At 28.8% G+C, this 20,896-nt stretch carries 23 protein-coding genes and 1 other annotated feature; of the genes, 20 read left to right on the top strand and 3 right to left on the bottom strand.

The window, feature by feature from the left end:
* The first annotated feature begins 120 nt into the window (after nucleotides 1–120).
* From tlp to NNC19_RS02280, 4 genes are all read left to right on the top strand, one after another.
* Nucleotides 121–339 (top strand): small acid-soluble spore protein Tlp, encoded by a 219-nt coding sequence (tlp, locus tag NNC19_RS02295; protein ID WP_310936975.1) that lies wholly within the window; start codon nucleotides 121–123, stop codon nucleotides 337–339.
* Nucleotides 340–470: 131 nt separating this feature from the next.
* Complete coding sequence (locus tag NNC19_RS02290; RefSeq protein WP_396136395.1) at nucleotides 471–2,189, top strand: oleate hydratase; 1,719 nt, start codon at nucleotides 471–473, stop codon at nucleotides 2,187–2,189.
* Between the two features lie 42 nt (nucleotides 2,190–2,231).
* Nucleotides 2,232–2,639: a large-conductance mechanosensitive channel protein MscL gene (mscL, locus tag NNC19_RS02285; RefSeq protein WP_310936973.1), complete on the top strand. Its 408-nt coding sequence runs from the start codon at nucleotides 2,232–2,234 to the stop codon at nucleotides 2,637–2,639.
* A gap of 40 nt (nucleotides 2,640–2,679) precedes the next feature.
* The gene (locus tag NNC19_RS02280; RefSeq protein ID WP_310936972.1) at nucleotides 2,680–3,054 is read left to right on the top strand and encodes a CBS domain-containing protein; all 375 of its coding nucleotides are present in this window, start codon (nucleotides 2,680–2,682) and stop codon (nucleotides 3,052–3,054) included.
* Between the two features lie 52 nt (nucleotides 3,055–3,106).
* Here the strand turns inward: NNC19_RS02280 and NNC19_RS23490 are convergent, their stop codons facing one another.
* The 3 genes from NNC19_RS23490 to NNC19_RS02275 are packed head-to-tail and all read right to left on the bottom strand — an operon-like array spanning nucleotide 3,107 to nucleotide 4,336.
* A complete protein-coding gene (locus tag NNC19_RS23490; protein WP_396136392.1) occupies nucleotides 3,107–3,247 on the bottom strand; it encodes a hypothetical protein in 141 nt (46 codons plus the stop codon).
* Entirely contained in the window at nucleotides 3,207–3,404 is a 198-nt protein-coding gene (locus NNC19_RS23485; RefSeq protein WP_396136391.1) for a hypothetical protein, read from the bottom strand. The genes NNC19_RS23490 and NNC19_RS23485 overlap by 41 nt, the downstream gene beginning before the upstream one ends.
* The gene (locus NNC19_RS02275; RefSeq protein WP_396136390.1) at nucleotides 3,401–4,336 is read right to left on the bottom strand and encodes a fused DSP-PTPase phosphatase/NAD kinase-like protein; all 936 of its coding nucleotides are present in this window, start codon (nucleotides 4,334–4,336) and stop codon (nucleotides 3,401–3,403) included. The genes NNC19_RS23485 and NNC19_RS02275 overlap by 4 nt, the downstream gene beginning before the upstream one ends.
* Before the next feature lie 179 nt (nucleotides 4,337–4,515).
* Between NNC19_RS02275 and NNC19_RS02270 the strand changes: the two genes are divergently transcribed.
* The 16 genes from NNC19_RS02270 to NNC19_RS02195 all read left to right on the top strand — a co-directional run bounded on the left by NNC19_RS02270 (nucleotide 4,516) and on the right by NNC19_RS02195 (nucleotide 20,891).
* On the top strand, nucleotides 4,516–5,889 hold the full coding sequence (locus tag NNC19_RS02270; protein ID WP_310936971.1) for an MATE family efflux transporter: 1,374 nt from the start codon (nucleotides 4,516–4,518) through the stop codon (nucleotides 5,887–5,889).
* 199 nt (nucleotides 5,890–6,088) lie between these two features.
* Nucleotides 6,089–6,401 (top strand) — a binding site (T-box leader).
* Between the two features lie 74 nt (nucleotides 6,402–6,475).
* Nucleotides 6,476–7,870: an anthranilate synthase component I gene (gene trpE, locus NNC19_RS02265; RefSeq protein ID WP_310936970.1), complete on the top strand. Its 1,395-nt coding sequence runs from the start codon at nucleotides 6,476–6,478 to the stop codon at nucleotides 7,868–7,870.
* On the top strand, nucleotides 7,867–8,445 hold the full coding sequence (locus NNC19_RS02260) for an aminodeoxychorismate/anthranilate synthase component II (RefSeq protein ID WP_310936969.1): 579 nt from the start codon (nucleotides 7,867–7,869) through the stop codon (nucleotides 8,443–8,445). The genes trpE and NNC19_RS02260 overlap by 4 nt, the downstream gene beginning before the upstream one ends.
* Nucleotides 8,435–9,445 carry an anthranilate phosphoribosyltransferase gene (trpD, locus tag NNC19_RS02255; RefSeq protein ID WP_310936968.1) on the top strand — a complete coding sequence of 337 codons (1,011 nt, stop codon included), beginning with the start codon at nucleotides 8,435–8,437 and terminating at the stop codon, nucleotides 9,443–9,445. The genes NNC19_RS02260 and trpD overlap by 11 nt, the downstream gene beginning before the upstream one ends.
* A gap of 10 nt (nucleotides 9,446–9,455) precedes the next feature.
* Nucleotides 9,456–10,238, top strand: a complete 783-nt coding sequence (gene trpC / locus NNC19_RS02250; RefSeq protein ID WP_310936967.1) for an indole-3-glycerol phosphate synthase TrpC — start codon at nucleotides 9,456–9,458, stop codon at nucleotides 10,236–10,238.
* Between the two features lies 1 nt (nucleotide 10,239).
* On the top strand, nucleotides 10,240–10,869 hold the full coding sequence (locus tag NNC19_RS02245; protein WP_310936966.1) for a phosphoribosylanthranilate isomerase: 630 nt from the start codon (nucleotides 10,240–10,242) through the stop codon (nucleotides 10,867–10,869).
* Nucleotides 10,853–12,031 (top strand): tryptophan synthase subunit beta, encoded by a 1,179-nt coding sequence (trpB, locus tag NNC19_RS02240; RefSeq protein WP_310936965.1) that lies wholly within the window; start codon nucleotides 10,853–10,855, stop codon nucleotides 12,029–12,031. The genes NNC19_RS02245 and trpB overlap by 17 nt, the downstream gene beginning before the upstream one ends.
* Nucleotides 12,024–12,794 (top strand): tryptophan synthase subunit alpha, encoded by a 771-nt coding sequence (gene trpA / locus NNC19_RS02235; protein ID WP_310936964.1) that lies wholly within the window; start codon nucleotides 12,024–12,026, stop codon nucleotides 12,792–12,794. Before trpB ends, trpA begins: the two co-directional genes overlap by 8 nt.
* Before the next feature lie 160 nt (nucleotides 12,795–12,954).
* Nucleotides 12,955–13,161 (top strand): alpha/beta-type small acid-soluble spore protein, encoded by a 207-nt coding sequence (locus NNC19_RS02230; protein ID WP_310936963.1) that lies wholly within the window; start codon nucleotides 12,955–12,957, stop codon nucleotides 13,159–13,161.
* Between the two features lie 264 nt (nucleotides 13,162–13,425).
* Nucleotides 13,426–14,205 (top strand): HD domain-containing protein, encoded by a 780-nt coding sequence (locus NNC19_RS02225; RefSeq protein ID WP_310936962.1) that lies wholly within the window; start codon nucleotides 13,426–13,428, stop codon nucleotides 14,203–14,205.
* Between the two features lie 69 nt (nucleotides 14,206–14,274).
* Entirely contained in the window at nucleotides 14,275–14,697 is a 423-nt protein-coding gene (locus NNC19_RS02220; protein ID WP_310936961.1) for a UDP-N-acetylglucosamine pyrophosphorylase, read from the top strand.
* A gap of 113 nt (nucleotides 14,698–14,810) precedes the next feature.
* Nucleotides 14,811–15,752 carry an SAM-dependent methyltransferase gene (locus tag NNC19_RS02215; RefSeq protein WP_310936960.1) on the top strand — a complete coding sequence of 314 codons (942 nt, stop codon included), beginning with the start codon at nucleotides 14,811–14,813 and terminating at the stop codon, nucleotides 15,750–15,752.
* A gap of 1 nt (nucleotide 15,753) precedes the next feature.
* Nucleotides 15,754–17,697 carry a TetM/TetW/TetO/TetS family tetracycline resistance ribosomal protection protein gene (locus NNC19_RS02210; protein ID WP_310936959.1) on the top strand — a complete coding sequence of 648 codons (1,944 nt, stop codon included), beginning with the start codon at nucleotides 15,754–15,756 and terminating at the stop codon, nucleotides 17,695–17,697.
* A 69-nt stretch (nucleotides 17,698–17,766) separates the two neighbouring features.
* Nucleotides 17,767–19,071, top strand: a complete 1,305-nt coding sequence (locus NNC19_RS02205) for an ectonucleotide pyrophosphatase/phosphodiesterase (protein WP_310936958.1) — start codon at nucleotides 17,767–17,769, stop codon at nucleotides 19,069–19,071.
* Between the two features lie 11 nt (nucleotides 19,072–19,082).
* Nucleotides 19,083–20,375 (top strand): MFS transporter, encoded by a 1,293-nt coding sequence (locus NNC19_RS02200; RefSeq protein ID WP_310936957.1) that lies wholly within the window; start codon nucleotides 19,083–19,085, stop codon nucleotides 20,373–20,375.
* 267 nt (nucleotides 20,376–20,642) lie between these two features.
* Nucleotides 20,643–20,891, top strand: coding sequence for a TM1266 family iron-only hydrogenase system putative regulator (locus NNC19_RS02195; RefSeq protein ID WP_310936956.1), 249 nt, complete (start codon nucleotides 20,643–20,645; stop codon nucleotides 20,889–20,891).
* The last annotated feature ends 5 nt before the right edge of the window (nucleotides 20,892–20,896 follow it).

Here is a 20,896-nt window from a genome sequence, read left to right as displayed (position 1 = left end):
TATAAAAATACAACTAATAATTGGATACATAATAAGGATACAGAGAGAAATAATAAATGATGTAAGTGACTAATTCAAATAAGAATACTAAATTTATACCATAAAAGGAGATGTAGTATTATGAAAATTAAACCAGATGATAGAAGTGATAATGTAGATAGAATTCAGAATAATATCTCTAATACTATCAAAAATATCCATCTTGCAGATGAATTGATTGAGAAAACAGATGATGAAAACACAAGAAGAGAACTTTCAGAAAAAAATGATAGAAGAGAAGAAGCTCTAAAAGGTATGAGATCAGAAATTAAAGATGAAGCAATACATAAGAAAAAGTAGGAAAATAAAGCAGCTTTATTAGGCTGCTTTATTTTATTTTAAATATAGATAATGAATAAATAAAAGAATTTAATAAAAACTAATTAAATAGAAAGAAATATTAAAAAGAAAGGTGGGAGAGTTAATTGAAGATAAAACCAAGCAAAAAAAATTTACTTATAGCAATAGGAACTATAGCAAGTGTAGCTGTAACTGTAGCTGCACTTAATGTTAAAAAACTAAAAAAAGAAGATAAAAAGTATATAAATGCAACTAATGGTAAAGATTATGGAGATAGACAAGTATATTTAATTGGAGGAGGAATAGCATCTTTATCAGCTGCAGCTTATCTTATTAGAGATTGTAATTTTAAAGGAGAAAATATACATATTATAGAAGTGGCGAGTGATATTGGAGGAAGTAATGATGCAGCTGGAGATGCTGTAAATGGCTATATATATCGTGGAGGAAGAATGTTAAATGAAGAGACATATGAAAACTTTTGGGAACTGTTTTCAAGTATTCCTTCATTAGAAATGCCAAATAAAAGTGTTACTGAAGAAATATTAAATTTTGATCATTTACATCCAACTCATGCACAAGGAAGATTAATAGATAAACATGGTGTAATCCAAGATATAAATAGTATGGGATTTACCAAAGAAGATCGTATGGCTCTGGGTAAATTATTATTTGTAGCTGAAGAACAATTAGATGATATGACAATAGAAGAATGGTTTGATGATACTCCACATTTTTTTGAAACAAATTTTTGGTACATATGGCAAACAACCTTTGCATTTCAAAAGTGGTCCAGTTTAATTGAATTTAAACGTTATATGCAAAGAATGATTTTTGAATTTTCTAGAATTGGAACATTAGAGGGTGTAACACATACACCATACAACCAGTATGAATCAGTTATTTTACCACTAAAATCATATTTAGATCGACATGATGTTAACTTTATAATGAACACTAAAGTTAAAGATCTGGATTTTAAACCAGGGGAGGAAATTACAGTAACGGATATATATTTAGAAGATTCTTCAGGTGACAGGGTAATTACATTAAATTCAGGTGACTTATGTATAATGACAAATGGAAGCATGACTGATTCATCTTCATTAGGAAATATGACTACAGCACCAGAATATAATCCTAATAATTCAATGTCAGCTGATCTTTGGTTCAAAGTAGCAAAAAAGAAAATAGGACTAGGAAATCCTGAACCATTTTTTACTCATCCTGATGAAACAAATTGGGAGAGTTTTACAGTAACTTGTAGAGGTAATAAAGTATTAAAATTAATTGAAAAATTTACTGGTAATACTCCAGGAAGTGGAGGGATAATTACTTTTAAAGATTCCAATTGGCTTATGAGTATTACTATTCCACATCAACCATACTTTAAAAAACAACCATCTGATATAACTGTATTTTGGGGATATGGGTTATATACAGATAAAGTCGGCAATTTTATAAAGAAACCGATGAAGGAATGTACTGGAGAAGAAATATTATTAGAAGTTATGCATCATTTACATTTAGAAAGTGAAATTAGTGAAATAAAAGAGACTATAGTTAATGTTATACCATGTATGATGCCCTATATAGGAGCACAATTTCAACCACACAGGATAAGTGATAGACCAAAGATAGTTCCTGAAGGATCAACAAACTTTGCTTTGATTAGCCAGTTTGTTGAAATCCCAGAAGATATGGTGTTTACAGAAGAATATTCTATACGTGCAGCAAGAATAGCTATATACACTCTTTTTAATATTAAGGAGAAAGAAATTTGTAAAGTAACTTCTTACAAAAATAGTCCTAAAGTTTTAAAGAATGCTCTTATGACTACATATAAATGATGCAATAAGACGAATATTTAAAGTTTGGAGATGAAGTAGTATATGCTAAAGGAGTTTAAGGAATTTGCTATAAAGGGAAATGTAGTAGATTTAGCTATTGGTGTTGTTATCGGTAGTGCTTTTGGGAAAATAGTAACTTCTATGGTAAATGATATAATTATGCCTATAGCAAGTGCTATAACAGGAGGAGTAAATTTTACATATTTAAAAATTGTAATAAAAGAAGCTAAAGGAGATATTCCAGCAGTTACCTTAAATTATGGAAGTTTTATTCAAAATGTTATTGATTTTTTAATTGTATCATTTTCTATTTTTCTATTTATTAGCCTAATAAATAAATTAAAAAAAGAAAATAAACCAAAGAGTAGTGATGAACAAAATAAACAATCTGAAGAAATTACATTATTACAAGAAATTAGAGATTTGTTAAAAAATAATAAAAATATATAAGTAGTAGTCAAATTTTACAACTAAAGAAAAGGGTGTGTTTATGAAGGTAAGAGATATTATTAAACCAGAAAATTATAAAGTTAAAGTAGAGGACTCTATTGATAAGGTTCTAGAATTAATGACTAAACTTCATATCAATGGAATACCTGTAGTTGATGATTTAGATAATTTAGTTGGAATGGTTGTTAAGGCAGATATCTATAGATTTATGATAGCTCCAGGTCATTATAATAGTTGTCCTGTAGAATGGGTAATGTCTAAATCAGTAATATTAGCTGATGGTGATGAAGATATTTTAACTGTAGCTAAAAGACTAAGAAATAATGATATTAATTCAATGCCAATAATTAGTGATAATAAAATTATAGGTACAGTTAGTACAGAAGATTTACTTGATTACTATATTAAAAATTAATATTTTTTAGAAACTTAGAAACTGATTTGTTACAGCTTCTAAGTTTTTTTTCTTAACTAGACACATTTCTTTTTATTAATTCCATAAATGTTTCAGGTGTGACTATTTCAATATTGGAGTTTTGATTTAGAATATCAATAACTCTTTTAACATCATTTAAATTCTTGCTCCAAACATGAACAATCTGCAGCAATCATACTTAATCCATATTTAGAGGCTATACTTACATTTGTAAATTCATCTGGCCCCCAACCAAAGCATGTAGAATCGCTTTTTACAGAGGAAAATACTTTTTCTCTAAGAGTTGTATCATTTATATCATCTTCATAAAATATTAGAGATTTAGTCATAAAATAGTACTATTACAATTGAAACCTTTTTTCCAATCACTCCACTTTATATTAAAAGCATTGTCTTGTTCAGTGCAATATTTATGAAAACATTTTAAAAGTTTTATTCTTTCATCACTATAAAAAGCAATGTCTTTCTTTTTATCAAAATTAGCTAGTGCTATCTGCCTTTCAATGATTTCATCTGCTGTAGCTTCTTTTGAATTTTTCATCATATCATACATAATCATGAAAGTAGTAGTTCTCCCTATGCCTTCTTTGCAATGAAAATGAAACCACATGTCTTTAGGTGCAGATTTTACTACATTTATAAAGTAGTCAACCATATCATTTGATGGTGTTTTGCCATCAGTAACTGGAATTCGAATATATGAAAGGGATAAGCTTCCAGTTAGTTGATTTTCATTCATAACTTTTGTTGGAGTTATAGTTATATTAGGATGATTGTAAAAGGAAACTGGAGTATTTAATTTTATTTCAGTTAATCTTTTTGCTTCATCCAATAAAACTTCTTCCTTTGATAAATTAGCATTAGAACTATTCGTTGCATTAGCAAAACTGACAGGAAGACCGTTAATAAATCCATGAGATTCTTGTCTTGTATCAATAATAGTTATAGGAAATGTAGTATCTATATTTTTAATTAGAAGAGGCAAATTTTGTTCTGAAAATTGATTGCTGCCAGAAATATTTAATTTATCTATTCCTCTAAGATTTAAAGTTTTAATTTTTTGTAAATTTGATAAATTAGAAGATTTACGAAAATTTTGTGGCATTTCCTTATAAAGTTGTGAATCCAGAACCAGATGTATATTATTATTATCTTGATACATAGAGTAAGCTTTTGCTATTTCTGTACTTGGTTTTATAGAAAAAAATATAATAACTATTACTGTTAAAATCGATGTAGACAATTTATATTTTTTATTCAAGTATGGTCACCTCACTTATTTTTATATAGATACTATTTGCTATTTAAAAGACCTTTATGTAATTTTAGTAAAAGTTATATTATTTGAAAATTATAATATTTAATATATAGTTGACATATCAACTATACTTAGATATATTATTATGAGGTAATAATATTTTAGATTAAAAGGAGCAATATATGGAGGAAAAAAGAAATGAATTAGGACAAGAAAATATATCTAAATTACTTTTAAGATTTTCAATACCATCAATAATAGGAATGCTTGTAAATGCATTATATAGTATCGTTGATAGGTTTTTTGTTGGAAGAGGAGTTGGTTCTTTAGCTCTTTCAGGAGTTGCAGTTACATTCCCAATATCAAATGTAATCATGGCTTTTGGAATGCTTGTAGGGGTAGGATCAGGGGCTGTAGTTTCAATTAAACTTGGACAAAATAAACATAAAGATGCTGAAAAGATTATAGGTAATGCATTAACACTTGTAATTATTTTTTCAATATTAATAACTATTTTAGGAATTGCATTTTTAGAGCCAATTTTAAATTTATTTGGTGCTAGTCCAGAGACAATGCCTGATGCAAAAGAATTTGCATTTATAATATTACTAGGTGTAGTACTTCAAAATATAGGATTTGGAATGAACCCTATAATAAGATCAGAGGGGGATCCTAAAACTGCTATGAAAACAATGCTTATTGGAGCAGTGCTTAACTTCTTAATAAATCCATTATTTATATTTGTATTTAAATTAGGTGTAAGAGGATCAGCACTTGCTACAGTATGTTCACAAGCTGTTTGTTCTGTATGGATATTATATTATTTTGTCAAAGGGAAGAGTTTATTAAAAGTTAAAAAGGAAAACTTGAAGTTATCTAAAGTTTATGTGAAAGAAATAATATCAATTGGAATGTCTCCTTTTGCAATGCAACTTGCTGCAAGTTTAATTACAATAACATTTAATAGAAGTCTTTCAAGATATGGTGGAGATATTGCTATTGGCGCTTTTTCTTTAATAAATAGTGTTAGTATGCTTATATTAATGCCTGTGTTTGGAATTAATCAAGGAGCTCAACCAATAATAGGATATAATTATGGAGCTAAAAATTATGATAGAGTGAAACTTACATTAAAGTATGCAGCTATTGCAGCCACTATAATTTGTTTATTTGGATTTGTTATTATTGAACTATTTCCAGCACAAATTATAAGTATTTTTAATGAAAGTGATGCAAGCCTTGTGGATATTGGGGCTAAAGGGATATCTTTATTTCTTGTTATGCTTCCTGTAATAGGAATGCAGGCTATATTCACAAATTATTTCCAAGCTATAGGTAAGGCAAAAATATCAATGTTTTTAAGCCTTTTAAGACAAGTTATTGTACTTTTACCACTTATAATAATCCTTCCTAGGTTTTTTTATTTAACTGGAGTTTGGATATCAGGGCCAGCGTCAGATTTTATTGCTGCAGTTATTACAGTTTTGTTTATAATTTATGAAATGAAGTTACTTGGTAAAGAAAAAAATGAATTTGTAGAAGAGTGTACAAGTTAATTTTTAAAGGAACAAGATTAGTTTATATTCTATCTTGTTCTTATCTTTTATAAAATGCAATAAAAAAGTTTTATCAGAATTGAAGTAAATTGAAGAAAAATAAAGAATATTTCTAATAATAGACTTTAATTGCAATATATAAGAAAATACAGGAGTAGCATATTGCAAAATAATTACATATAATATTAACAAAGTTAAAATAAAGTCAGTGATAAGAGAGAGTAGATATTGGAGTTTAGTTTCCAGAGAACTTGGGATGGTGAGAACCAAGTACTGTAGCCTTTATTGAATGGGTCTTTGAGATGACACTTGGAAAGTTTGAGTACAGGTGTACGGGAAGTCTACCGTTAAAAGGACAGGGTATCGATTAATTTCTGTACCTGATAAAGATGTGTAACATAGGTGGCATAGCGAAATTGTGGTATTTCGTCCTTTTGGATGAAATACCTTTTTTTATTTGTAGTCTTTTGTTATATAATTTGGGTGGCAACGCGAGTCACTTCGTCCCAATATACGGATGAAGTGGCTCTTTTTTTATAATACTAATATTATATTAAATCAAATAAATAATTGGGGGGAAATATATATGATTAGTACAACAGAAAGCAATTTTTATGGCAACAAAGAATCTGGAAAAGTGTTTTCATTTATAAGTGAATATAGGGGAGATGAAATTACTCCTATTACTTTATTTAATGGATTAAAAGGAGCTCGTAGATTTATTTTTGAAGGAGGAAGCAAAGAAGAACATTTTGGCAGATATTCTTTTTTAGGGGAAAAGCCCTATAAAGAAATTCAAGGAGAAACTTTAAAAGAAATTGCGGAGATAAAACAGGAAGTTTCTTTAGAATTTGATGAAAAAGGAAACCCTTTTACATTTAAAGGTGGAGCTATTGGATATATGGGTTATGATTCAGTAGGTTTATATGAAAAAAAACTTAAGTTTGAAAATGAAGATGATTTAAATTTACCTACAATTAGATTTAATTTTTATAAAAGGTATATATGTTATGATCACTTAACTCATAAGGTTTATGTTGTAGATAACATATTTAAAGATGATAATAGAAATTTTGAAGAGATAAGAAAAGAGCAGGATGAATATTTTGAAACAGTTGCAAACAACTATTTTGTTATAACAGAAAAAAGAAAGCCTAAAAAAGATATAGAATTAAGATTTTCTATAAGTAGGGAGGATCATAAGAAAAATATAGAGAAAGTTAAGGAATACATCAAGAGTGGAGATATTTTTCAAGTAGTTTTATCAAGAAGGATGTATTGTGATACAGCAAAATCACCACTTGAAATATATAGAAGGCTTAGAGAAGAAAATCCTTCACCATATATGTTTTTAATAGATTATGAAGATTATCAAGTTATAGGTTCATCGCCAGAAAGTTTAGTATCTGTAAGGGATAAGGTAGTTACTACTAATCCTATAGCTGGAACAAGAAAAAGAGGTGTTACTTCTGAAGAGGACTCGTTATTAGAAAAAGAACTAATAGAAGATGAAAAAGAAAGAGCAGAACATGTTATGTTAGTTGATTTAGGACGTAATGATATTGGAAAGGTAAGCAAAGTTGGAACAGTTGAAGTAAAAGACTTTATGAATATAGAAAGATTTTCACATGTAATGCATATAACAACTAAGGTTGTTGGTGAACTTGAAGAAGGTAAAGACTGCTTTGATGCATTAGCATCTTGTCTACCAGCTGGAACTTTATCTGGTGCTCCTAAGATCAGAGCTATGGAAATAATAGAAGAGCTTGAAAATAAAGAAAGAGGAATTTATGCAGGATCAGTTGGATATTTTTCTTATGGTGGAGATATGGATATGTGTATAGCTATAAGAACACTTGTGTTGAAAGATGGAGTTGCTTATTTACAAGCTGGTGGGGGCTTAGTATATGATTCAGATCCTGAAAATGAATGTTTAGAAATTGAAAACAAGCTTATGGCATTAAAGGAGGCATTAAGATGATAATTTTAATAGATAATTATGATTCCTTTACATTTAATCTTTATCAATATGTAAGTGAATTTACAAAGGTAAAAGTCTTTAGAAATGATGAAATTACTATAGAAGAAATAAAAAATCTTAAACCAGAAGGAATAATTATTTCACCAGGTCCAGGAAGGCCAGAAGAAGCAGGTATTTCCATAGATGTTATTAAAAATTTAGGTTGGGAAATTCCTATACTTGGAATATGTTTGGGGCATCAAGCAATTGCAGCAGCCTTTGGCGGAAAGGTTATAAGAGCTGAAAAGATATTTCATGGAAAAAGTTCAAAAATTCAAGTTAGGGGAAATGATATTTTTGAAGGAATTAGTAGAAAGTTAGAAGTAATGAGATATCATTCATTAGTGGTAGAGAGAGAAACTTTACCTGCAAATATGGAGGTTATTGGAGAAACGGTTGATGATGAAGTAATTATGGCAATTAGGCATAAAAAGCTGCCCATATATGGTCTTCAATTTCATCCAGAATCTATATTTACACCAAAAGGTAAAAGGATGCTTAAAAATTTTGTGGAGGGGATTTGTAGTGAAAATTGATGAAGGAATATTAAAGATAATAAAAGGGGAAGATTTAACTGAAGAAGAAACTAGGGGAATTATAAATGAAATAATGAGGGGAGAAGCTAATTCTACTCAAATTGGAGGATTTTTAATAGGGCTTAGGGTAAAAGGAGAAACTTCTAATGAAGTTTTAGGAGCAGTTAAAGCTTTAAGAGATAATATGATTACTGTTGATATGGAAAATAGAGAACATTTAATTGATACATGTGGAACAGGCGGAGATGGAGGAAAAACTTTTAATATTTCTACTGCAGTAGCCATAGTTGCTGCTAGTGGTGGAGTGAAGGTTGCTAAACATGGTAACAGGGCTGTATCCAGTAAAAGTGGAAGTGCAGATGTACTATCAGAGTTAGGGATAAAGGTAGATTATACAAAAGAAGAAAGCAAAAAAATTATAGAAGAAAGAGGAATGGCATTTTTATTTGCACCACAATATCATAAAGCTATGAAAAATGTGGCTAAAGAAAGAAAAGAATTAGCTACTAGAACATTATTTAATTTAATTGGACCATTAACAAATCCAGCTCCAATCACAGGTCAATTACTTGGAGTGTATGATGAGAGTTTAGTAAAAATGGCAGGAGAGGTTTTGCTAAATTTAGGACTTGAAAGAGCAATGGTAGTTCATGGTGATGATGGATTGGATGAAATTACAATAACTACAACAACTACAGTGTGTGAAGTTAATAATGGACAGATTAAAGAATATAAAATAGATCCAGTTAAATATGGAATAGAAAAGGTGAAAATTAATGAAATAGAAGGGGGAACTCCTAAGGAAAATTCTCAAATAATAGTAAATATACTGAAGGGTGAAAAAGGGCCCAAAAGAGATATTGTAGTAATAAATGCAGCAGCAGCCTTTTATGTTGCTAAGATCACTGATTCTATAGAGGAAGGAATAAAACTTGCTAAAGACTTAATTGATTCAGGTAAATCATTAGAAAAGCTGAAAGAAATACAGGTAATAAGTTAGGAGTGATTCTGTGATATTAGATAAAATTTGTAAGCAGAAATATGAAAGGGTAGAATACAGAAAAAAAATAATTTCTATAGAGAAGCTTTATGAAAAATCAAATAAATTAATTTCAGTTGAAAATAATTTTAAAAAAGCTCTAGGAGGAGATAGCTTTTCCATAATTGGTGAATATAAAAAAGCATCTCCTTCCAAGGGAGTGATAGTTGAAGATTTTGATATAGAAAAAATAGCTAAGATGTATAGTGAATTGAAAATAGATGCATACTCTGTTTTAACTGAAGAAGATTTCTTTAGAGGGTCGGATGAGTACTTGAAAAAAGTTAAACAATTGAGTGACAGACCGATACTTAGGAAGGATTTTGTAATAGATTTTTATCAGATATATGAAGCTAAAACATTGGGAGCATCAGGAATTCTTTTAATTTCAGCTATATTAGGAAAAGATCTTAAAAAATTTTATGATGAATGTAGAAAAATTAATCTTTATCCTTTAGTTGAAGTTCATAATAGAAAAGAATTAGAACTAGCACTAGAATGTGGTAGTGAAATTATTGGAATAAATAACAGAGATTTAAGAAATTTTGATACAACACTTAAAACAACTGAGGATCTTATTAAATATGTTCCAAAAGATAAGATAATAATTTCAGAAAGTGGAATGAAGGATATTGATGATTTAAAAACAGTAAAAAATCTTGGTGCTAATGGAGCATTAGTTGGTGAAATGTTTATGAGAAATATAGAAAATCAAAGCTTTAAAGAAGAGTTTAACCTATTTAAGGGTGAGTAATATGAAGATTAAGATATGTGGAATAACATCTACTAAAGAAATAGAGTTTTTAAATAAGTTTAAACCAGATTATATAGGATTGGTATTTACAGAAAGTAAAAGGTTAATTAATAAAGAACAGGGAAAGTTACTATATGATTTAGTTGATAAAAAAATTAAAGTAGTTGGCGTTTTTAGAAATAACAGTCTTCAATATATTGAAGATATTTTAGATGTAGTTCCTTTAGATGTTGTACAGCTTCATGGAGATGAAGATGAAATATTTATAACTAAGATAAGAAAAATATTTAATGGTGAAATATGGAAGGCTGTTTCTGTTAAATCTAAAGATGATATAAATGATTTTTATAAATACAAAGTAGATTCTTTGCTTTTTGATGGAACTAAGCCAGGAGAAGGTAAGATATTTCTTTGGAAATATCTGGATGAAATTAGTGCTGATAAGAAATTTTTTCTAGCAGGTGGAATTGATGAAGAAAATGTTTTAAAAGCTATTGAAGAGGTAAACCCTTATGGAATAGATATATCTACAAGTGTTGAATCTATAATAGATGGAAAAAGAATTAAAGATGAATTAAAAGTAAAAAGATTAATAGATAAAGTGAGGGAAAGACATGAAGGGAAGATTTAATGAATTTGGTGGACAATATGTACCAGAAACTCTAATGAATGCTTTAAAAGAGTTAGAAGAAGAATTTGAAAAAGCGATAAATGATAAAGATTTTTTAGAAGAATATATGTATTATCTTAAAGATTACACAGGAAGACCAAGCCCACTATACTATGCTGAAAATATGACAGAAGATTTAGGTGGGGCAAAGATTTATCTGAAAAGAGAAGATTTAAATCATACAGGTGCTCATAAGATAAATAACACTATAGGTCAAATACTTTTAGCTAAAAGAATGGGGAAGAAAAAGGTTATTGCAGAAACAGGAGCAGGGCAACATGGTGTTGCAACAGCAACTGTAGCAGCTAAATTTACAATGCAATGCAAGATTTTCATGGGAGAAGAAGATATAAGAAGGCAAGCCTTAAATGTTAAAAAGATGGAACTTTTAGGAGCTGAAGTTATATCAGTAAAAAGTGGAAATGGAACTCTAAAGGATTCTGTAAATGAAGCTATAAGGTATTGGGTTTCAAATGTAGAAGATACTTATTATATTATGGGGACAGCAGCAGGACCACATCCTTATCCTATAATGGTTAGAGATTTTCAAAGGATAATTGGTGATGAAGCTAAAAAACAAATACTTGAAAAAGAAGGTAAACTTCCAGATTATATAGTTGCACCAGTTGGTGGTGGAAGTAATGCTATGGGAATTTTCTATCCCTTTATAGAAGATAAAGAAGTAAAACTAATTGGTGTTGAAGGTGCTGGAAAAGGGATAGAAACAGGGGAACATGCAGCAGCATTAACTGCTAAGCAAACTGGAGTGTTACATGGAATGATGAGCTATGTTTTAAAAGATGATGATGGACAAATAAAAGAAGCATATTCTATCTCAGCAGGACTTGATTATCCATCAGTAGGACCAGAGCATGCTTATCTTTCCTCCATAGAAAGGGCTCATTATGATAGTGTAACTGATAGTGAAGCGGTAGATGCATTTCTTTATCTAACAAAAATAGAGGGGATAGTACCAGCTTTGGAATCATCTCATGGGTTAGCTTATGCAAAAAAAATAGCATCTACATTATCAAAGGATAAAATAATTATAATAAATATCTCAGGCAGAGGTGATAAAGATATGGATACAATAATAAAATATTTGGAGGATAATCATGAATAGAATAGATTTAAAATTTGAAAAATTAAAAAGAGAAAATAAGAAAGCTTTGATACCATTTATATCTTGTAGTGATCCTTCATTAGATGAAACTGTAGAAAATGTGTTAGAGCTAGAAAAGGCTGGAGCAAGCATTATTGAAATAGGTGTGCCTTTTAGTGATCCACTTGCAGATGGAACTGTAATTCAAGATTCATATTGTAGAGCATTAAAAAATGGATTTAAAGTTAAAGACATATTTATTTGTGGAAAGAAAGTTAGAGAAAAAAGTGAAGTTCCATTAGTAATAATGGTTTATTATAACTTAATCCATGCAAGAGGCGTAGAAAGATTTTTAAATGAAGCTAGAGAAGCAGGTTTTGATGGATTGATAGTTCCAGACATTCCATTAGAAGAAAGAGCAGAATTAAAAGAAAAATGCGAAGAAGAAGAGCTATTTTTAATACCTATTGTAGCGCCTACTTCAATGGAAAGAATAGAAAAAATAACAAAAAAAACTAAAGGATTTGTTTATTGTGTTTCTTCAAATGGAACTACTGGAGAAAGAACTAATTTAGATGAAGGGGTTAATAAATATTTAAATATGGTTCGAAAAAATACTGCAGTTCCAATATGTTTAGGTTTTGGTATATCTTCTAAGGAAGTTGTAAAAAAAGTTAAAGAATATTGTGATGGAGTAATTATAGGAAGCGCTATTGTAAGAAGACTTGGAGAAGAAAGAGTACAAGCATTTGAGTTTGTTTCAGATATAAGTAAAGAACTTTAATTATTTCATTATTGCTTCATTAAGGACAAAATACCTAAAGTTAACTATTTAAACACTTCAATGCTACTTTTACCAATACTTTAATAGATTATAATTTATGCAAGTGGTTAATATAATAGTGCCGGGCAAAATTTATATTAAATTTAGGGAGGTAACAGATATGTCTACAAATAGTGGAAGAAGCAGAAAATTAGTACCAGAAGCAGCTCAAGGATTAAATAGATTAAAAACTGAGGTAGCTTCAGAAATAGGATTATCAGACTATGAAAATACTGATAAAGGAAATCTTTCTTCAAGACAAAACGGAAGTGTTGGCGGATACATGGTTAAACACATGATTGAAAGCTATGAAAGAGGTCTAAAATAATTAGACAATTAGAACATTAACCAAAAACCATTTCCCAAATGCGACATAAATTCCTCCCAGCGGGCGAAGGATGGTAGAACAGATATAGACTTAATCTATATATGTTCTACTATTTTTTTATTATTAAAATTAATGTGATATTATAAAGCATATTTAGAATGTTAAGTATGATTAGCAAAAAATAGAAGTTAAGCTATAGTTAATAGGAATAAAAAATAGTATACTATAATATAAAGATTTATGAAATAAAATAAGGAGATTCAAATGAAAAGTGAAATAGTTAATGAATATTATAATTGGTTTAATTCTTATGTTAAAGAATTCTATGGAGAAGATAGTGTTGTAAATCAAAATATAGAGCTTAAGGAAAAACATACTCTGAAAGTTGCAAATCATGCTGTAAATATAGCAAAGTCATTGGAATTAACAAAGGAACAGGTTGATATAGCAGAAATAATTGGCTTATTTCATGATATAGGAAGGTTTGAACAATTTAAAAAGTATAAAACATTTAAAGACTATCTGTCAGAAAATCATGCACTTCTTGGAATTAAAGTTTTAGAAGAAAATAAGGTTTTAGAAAATTTAGAAGATAGTATAAGAGATATAGTAATTAAAGCTATAAGACTTCATAACACAAAAGAACTTCCACATGACTTGAATAAAGATGAAGCTATATTTTGCAAAGTAATTAGGGATGCTGATAAGCTTGATATTTTTAGAGTTATTGTAGAGTATGAAAAAGAAAGGGAGAGTAATCCTAATCCAGCTATTGATAATTTACCTTTTACAGAAGGTTACAATAGAGAACTTATTCAAGATGTTTTTATGGGTAGAAGAATTAGTAATAATTCACTATCAAATTATAATGATAGAAAAATATATGAATTAGGGTGGATATTAGATTTAAATTTTAAATTTTCACTTAATTATATAAAAGAGAAAAAGGTTTTGGAATCTCTTATTAATTGTTTGCCACAAAATGAAGAGATAGATAGACTTTATAAATTTCTTCAAGAATATATGGAAAAGTTTGAAGATTAATATTTTTTATACTAACTTTTATTTTAAATATGAATAAGGTATAATTCTTTATACAAAGAGGTGAACTAGATGGAATTTAAACTAACCGTATTAGAACTTGGAAAAACATTAAAAAAGGTTGAAGAAGATTATGGATTAAAAATGCTAATAAAGGCAGAGTTAAGTGGTGGATGGATGACAATGGTAGGAGAAGCTAGTATATCATCCATACCTAAAGAATATAAACCTGGTCTTAGTGCAAAGTTTGATAACATAGTAAGCGTTAAAATAAAGGATGACAATTTAGAAGGATCTACAATAAAACTAACTGGAAGACAAGACAAAAAGTTCAATGTTAAGATTGAGCCAGCAAGATATAAAGAAATACCTAAGAATGGTATAGGATTGAATCAAGTAAAATTAAATGAAAATGAATGTACATTAAAAATTGATGATAATATTACTTTCACAATTAAAGCTAAGGCTGAAGATGTAATAAAAATAATAGGTTAGAATATAACTATAAATATTATTAAAGTTATTGGATTAATTGAACTTCATTTGAGTAAAGTTTGATTAATCCAATATTTTTTATGGATTGAAGATATTTAAGGAGAAGATAATCAATGAGTAATAATGAATATTTTTATATAATAAATTACAACAGTAGAAGTGATAAAGAGCTATGCGATTTAGAAATGAAATATATATTTAACCAAATTCCAGATAAGAGGTGTGTTTTATCTAATATAGATACAAATCCATCAAGGAGTCCCTTTATAAAAGAAAAAATATCAATACTTTTTTCAGGAGATTCTTTAGAAGAATTAGTAAAGCAAGTAGTAGATAGAAATTTAGCTTTTGATGATTTTAAAGTAATTTATTTAAAATCAGGACATGATGATGTAGATTATAAGGAAAGGCTTAGAAGTGTAAGTGAAATAGGATATGTAATTACAGGAGAGCCCAATATTCATGAACCAAAAGTTGTAATTGGAATCTCTAAAATAAAAAATAGATGGATATTAGGCGAATATGATAAAAATAACTTCGAATGGCATATACATGATAAAAAACCTTATACTTATTCAAATTCTTTAAGTTTGAAATTAGCAAAATCTCTAGTAAATATAGCTGTAGGTAATGAGTTTAATTTAAAAGTAGTTGATCCATGCTGTGGAGTGGGTACAGTTGTTATAGAAGCATTAGATCTTGGAATAAATATTAAAGGGTATGAGATAAATGATCAGATAGCTGATAATGCAAAGAGAAACTTAGAATTTTTTGGCTTCACAAATGTAGTTGAAGAAAAAGATATGCATACAATTAAAGAAAATTTTGATGTTGCTATAATTGATATGCCATATGGAATATTTACACCAACCACTGATGAAAAACAAAATGAATTGATTAAATCAGCTGCTAGATTTACTAAAAAGTTGATTATTGTAACAATAAAAAACATGGATAATGAACTTATAAATGCTGGATTTAAAATTGTAGATAAATGTCAGATGAATAAAAACAAGTTTATAAGATATATTACAGTTTGTGAAATAGGTGATTAGGATGAAAAAAACAATAGGAATTCTTGCTCATGTTGATGCAGGTAAAACTACTTTTTCAGAGCAAGTACTTTATCATACAAATTCAATAAGAAACCTTGGAAGGGTTGATCATAAAAATTCTTTTTTAGACAACAATAGTATAGAAAAAGAAAGAGGAATAACAATTTTTTCTGAACAAGCCACCTTTCATTTAGGAGAGTCAAAGTACTTTTTAGTAGATACTCCAGGTCATGTGGACTTTTCATCAGAGATGGAGAGATCTATTGGGATAATGGACTATGCCATAGTGTTAATCAGTGGAGTTGAAGGAATAGAAGGACATACAGAGACTGTTTGGAATTTGCTTAGAAAATATAATATACCAACATTTTTCTTTATAAATAAGATGGATAGAGTTGGTTATGATAGAAAACGAGTAATAGATGAAATTAAAAGAAATTTCACAAAAGATGTATGCTTTCTTAAAGATGATTATTTAGAAGAGGAATCTGTAGTTGAATTTATATGTGAAAAAGATGAAGAATTACTTGAAAAGTATTTGGAAGGAACAGTTGAAAAGAATGAGGTTTTAGAGTTATTTAAAAAATTAATCAAAAGTGAAAAAGCATTTCCATGTTTTGAGGGGTCAGCACTTCAAGATATAGGAATTTCAGAATTCTTAGAAGCTTTGGAACTTTTAACAGTTACTAGATATAGTGAAGAAGGTAATTTTAAAGGAAGAGTATATAAAATTAATTACGATGAAAAAGGAAATAGAATAACATTCATTAAAGCTTTAAGTGGTGAATTAAAAGTTAGAGATGAATTCACTTTCAGTGGAGTTATAAATAAAGTTACATCTATTAAGCTTTTTAATGGAAATAAAGGACTAATACAAGAAAAAGTAGTAGCAGGAGATGTGTTTGGTGTTACAGGACTTACAGAAGTTTCAGCAGGACAAGGAATTGGTGATGTTGAAAATATAAACTATGAAATGGCTCCAACATTAACTTCTAAAGTTATATACAAAAAGGACTTAAATGTAAAGGATGTACTTTCTATATTTAAAATTCTAGATGAAGAAGATCCATCTCTAAATGTTATTTGGAATGAGTCGCTTCAAGAGATACATCTGCATATTATGGGTAAAATTCAATTAGAAGTTTTAAAAGAAGTATTAACTAATAGATTTAATTTAAATATTGAGTTTGGACCATGTAAGATTTTATATAAGGAAACAATAACTACTAGTGTTATTGGAAGTGGCCACTTTGAACCATTAAAGCACTATGCAGAGGTACATTTAGAGCTTGAACCTGGTGAAAGAAATAGTGGGATACAGTTTCAGAGCATATGTAGTGTAGATAATTTAAATATAGGCCATCAAAATCTTGTTAAAACTCATATATTTGAAAGAGATCATCATGGAATTTTAACTGGTTCTCCTCTAACAGATATGAAAATAACTTTAATAACAGGAAGAGCACATTTAAAGCATACTAGTGGAGGTGATTTTAGAGAAGCTACATTTAGAGCATTAAGACAAGGTTTAGAAAAATCAAATAATGTCATATTAGAACCATATTATAAGTTTAAAATTTCAGTTAAAGATGAGCATATAGGAAGGGTGTTGTCAGATATACAAAAATATAAAGGAACATTTGAGCCTTATGAAATACAAGATGGAATAGTATATATTATAGGAAGAGGACCTGTTAAAAATTTTATGGATTATAGTAGTGAGATTATAGCTTTCACAAAAGGAAAAGGAACTATAAGCTTATTGTTTGACGGATATGATTTGTGCCATAATGAAAAAGAAGTTATAGAGGAAATTAACTATGATAAAAATATTGATATAGAGTATACATCTACTTCAATATTTTGTTCTAAAGGGCAAGGGTATTTGGTGAGCTGGGATAAAGTTGATAAAGAAATGCACTGTGAAGTTTTAACTGAGATTTAAAATGGATTTAATAAGTTATCTATCAAATTTAACAAAACTTATTTAAAATTTTATTAAGGAGATGAAATGATGAAAGGTAAGTATATGATTATAATTTCTTTTGATGCTGTTTCTTCAGAGGATTTAGATATAATGAAGAAATTGCCCAATTTCAAAAAACTAATTGAAGAGGGATCCTTAATAAAGAATGTGGAGTCAATTTATCCAACCTTAACTTACCCAGCACATGTCACAATAGTGACAGGTAGACATCCCAAAAAACATGGAATAATAGATAATACTATATTTAAACCGGGAGATTTTAGTCCTAATTGGTATTGGTATAGAAAATATATAATAGGGGAAACAATATATGATTTAGCGAAGGAAAAAGGGCTTAAAACTTGTACTCTTTTATGGCCAGTAACAGGTAGAAGCGATGTGGATTATAACCTTACGGAAATATTTAAAACAAAGCCTTATCATAATCAATATATTCAGTCAGGAACTTCAGGATCATTATTATTTCAGCTTAAATTAAATAAAAAATTTGGACATCTTAGAAATGGAATTTCACAACCTTCACTAGATAATTTTGTGACGGAATCTGCTAAATATGTTATTGATAAATATACACCAGATCTTATGTTAATCCATTTTACGGATGTTGATACTAATAGGCATAATTATGGATATAGAAGTGAAGAAGCTCTTAACGCATTAGTTAGACATGATATTAGACTAGGTGAAATAATTGAAGTTTTGAAAAAGAAAGGTATATATGATAAAACAAATATAATAGCTCTAGGAGACCATAGTGCTATGGATGTTGATAAGATAATAAAATTAAATAGTCTATTTAAAGAACAAGGATTAATAAAATGTTCAAAAGATAGAAAGTTTATTTCTTATGATGCTATATGTAAAAGCCTAGATGGATCAGCTTACATTTATTTAAAGGATCCTAAAGATTCAGTTGTAAAAAAAGAAGTTGAAAATCTTTTAAAAGATGTTATGAATATGAAAGAGAAACCTATAGAATTTATTCTTAAAGATAAGGAAATAGAAGATGTTGGGGCAGACACAAAAGCTAGTTTTATGATTGAAGCAAGTAGTGGGTTTTATTTTGTAGATGATATCTATGGAGATGTTTTGGAAAAAATTAATCATGAAGAAGCAGGAAATCTTCCTCATAGATATAAGGCAATTCACGGATACTCACCTAAAAAAGAAAACTATGGGACCTTTTTTATAGGAAGAGGTAAAAACTTCAAAAAAGGAATAGTCTTAGAAGAGGGAAAAATAATAAATCATGGACCAACATTAGCAAGGATTCTAGGAGTTGAACTTAAAGACTGTGATGGAGAAGTGGTAGAAGAAATCCTTGAAAAATAAGGAGTGAAAGTATGAGAAATTTAAGTAAGGAAGAAAAAAGTTGGGCTTTTTATGACTTTGGTAATTCAGCATACTCAATGATAATAACATCAACTATTTTACCTATATATTTTAAATTATCTGCACAAGAAGGTGGAATTTCATTAACTGATTCTACTGCATATTGGGGGTATACAGTATCTATTTCAACACTTATTGTATCTCTTCTTGCTCCAATACTTGGTACTATTGCTGATTATAAAGGATATAAAAAGAAATTTTTCAAGTTATTCTTTATTATAGGAGTTATTTCAACATTGCTATTGGCTATAGTGCCCTCAGATAGTCCATTATTATTACTAGTTGCATATGCTTTTACTGTGGTTGGTTTTGCAGGGGCTAATATATTTTATGATTCATTTTTAGTTGATGTTACAGATGAAAGCAGGATGGATAAAGTATCAGCTTCTGGTTTTGCTTTTGGATATATAGGTAGCACTATACCATTTATAATTTCTATTGTAATTGTTCTATTATCACAAAAAGAAATAATACCATTTTCTATTTCACTATCTTGTAAAATTGCATTTGTAATTACAGCTCTTTGGTGGGGAAGTTTTACTGTACCTTTACTTAAGGATGTTAATCAGAAATATTATATAGATAAAGAACCTAAGATTGTACAAAGTTCCTTTAGAAGAATTATACAAACATTTAAAAATATAAAGGATCATAAAAACATATTTACATTTCTAATAGCATATTTTTTCTATATAGATGGTGTTGATACTATAATAAATATGGCTACTTCTTATGGTACAGATTTAGGTATATCTATGACTTCGTTACTTATAATATTGCTTTTAACTCAATTCGTAGCAGTTCCATTTACTCTTATATATGGAAAGTTAGCCAAAAGGATTGGAACTAAAAAAGTACTTTATTCAGGTATAATAACTTATACAGCAATTTGTATTTATGCCTATTTTATTAAAACAGCATTGGATTTCTGGATTTTAGCTATGGCTGTTGGTTCTGCTCAAGGGGGAATTCAAGCTATATCAAGAAGTTATTTTGCAAAACTTGTACCTAAAAGTAAATCTAATGAATTCTTTGGGTTCTATAATATTTTTGGAAAATTTGCAGCTATAATGGGTCCAGCATTAGTTGGAATAGTAACTCAGATAACAGGTGAATCAAATAAAGGTGTAATAAGCCTTGTTATATTATTTTTAATAGGAGGAATTATTCTTAGTAAAGTGAAATGTGAAGATGAACCTTTAAATGATTCTAATATGGAGAATGAGATGCAAAAATGCCAGTAGAAAAGATTTAAATAGCATGTATAAAAGTAAACTTTAATATTTATTATTTTTGTGTTATAATCTAAAAGAACTTTTCTTAAGAGATAATTCTTTTTAGAAGAGTGAAATATGTATAAATTCTAACAGAAAAGAGAAATCTAATCTGGAAGAGACTATAAATAATTGGGTTATTAACTTAGTGTTAATCTAAGTTTGTATTTCACAGATAGATTTAAGAGGTCTCCTTCCAAGATTTGAGGAGACCTCTTTTATAATTAGGAGGAAAAAATGAGTAGAATAGCTGTTATAAGTGCAATATTGGAAGATCCAAAGAGTAACCAAGGAGACTTTAATGATGTAGTTGCTGATTTTAGAGGCAGTATAAAAGGTCGTATGGGAATTCCTTATGATGATGGGATTTCAGTTATATCATTAACTGTAGTTGGTGATGTTGATGATATTAATAATTTAACCGGAAAACTAGGAAATGTTAATGGAGTTACAGTTAAAACAGCAATAGCCAAAAAGGAGGTTTAATTTTT

Source organism: Clostridium sp. SHJSY1 (genome assembly GCF_031626875.1).
Classification (GTDB): Bacteria; Bacillota; Clostridia; order Clostridiales; family Clostridiaceae; genus Clostridium.
Note: the sequence above shows the minus strand (reverse complement) of the source record. Positions and strands in the feature narration are given on the sequence as shown.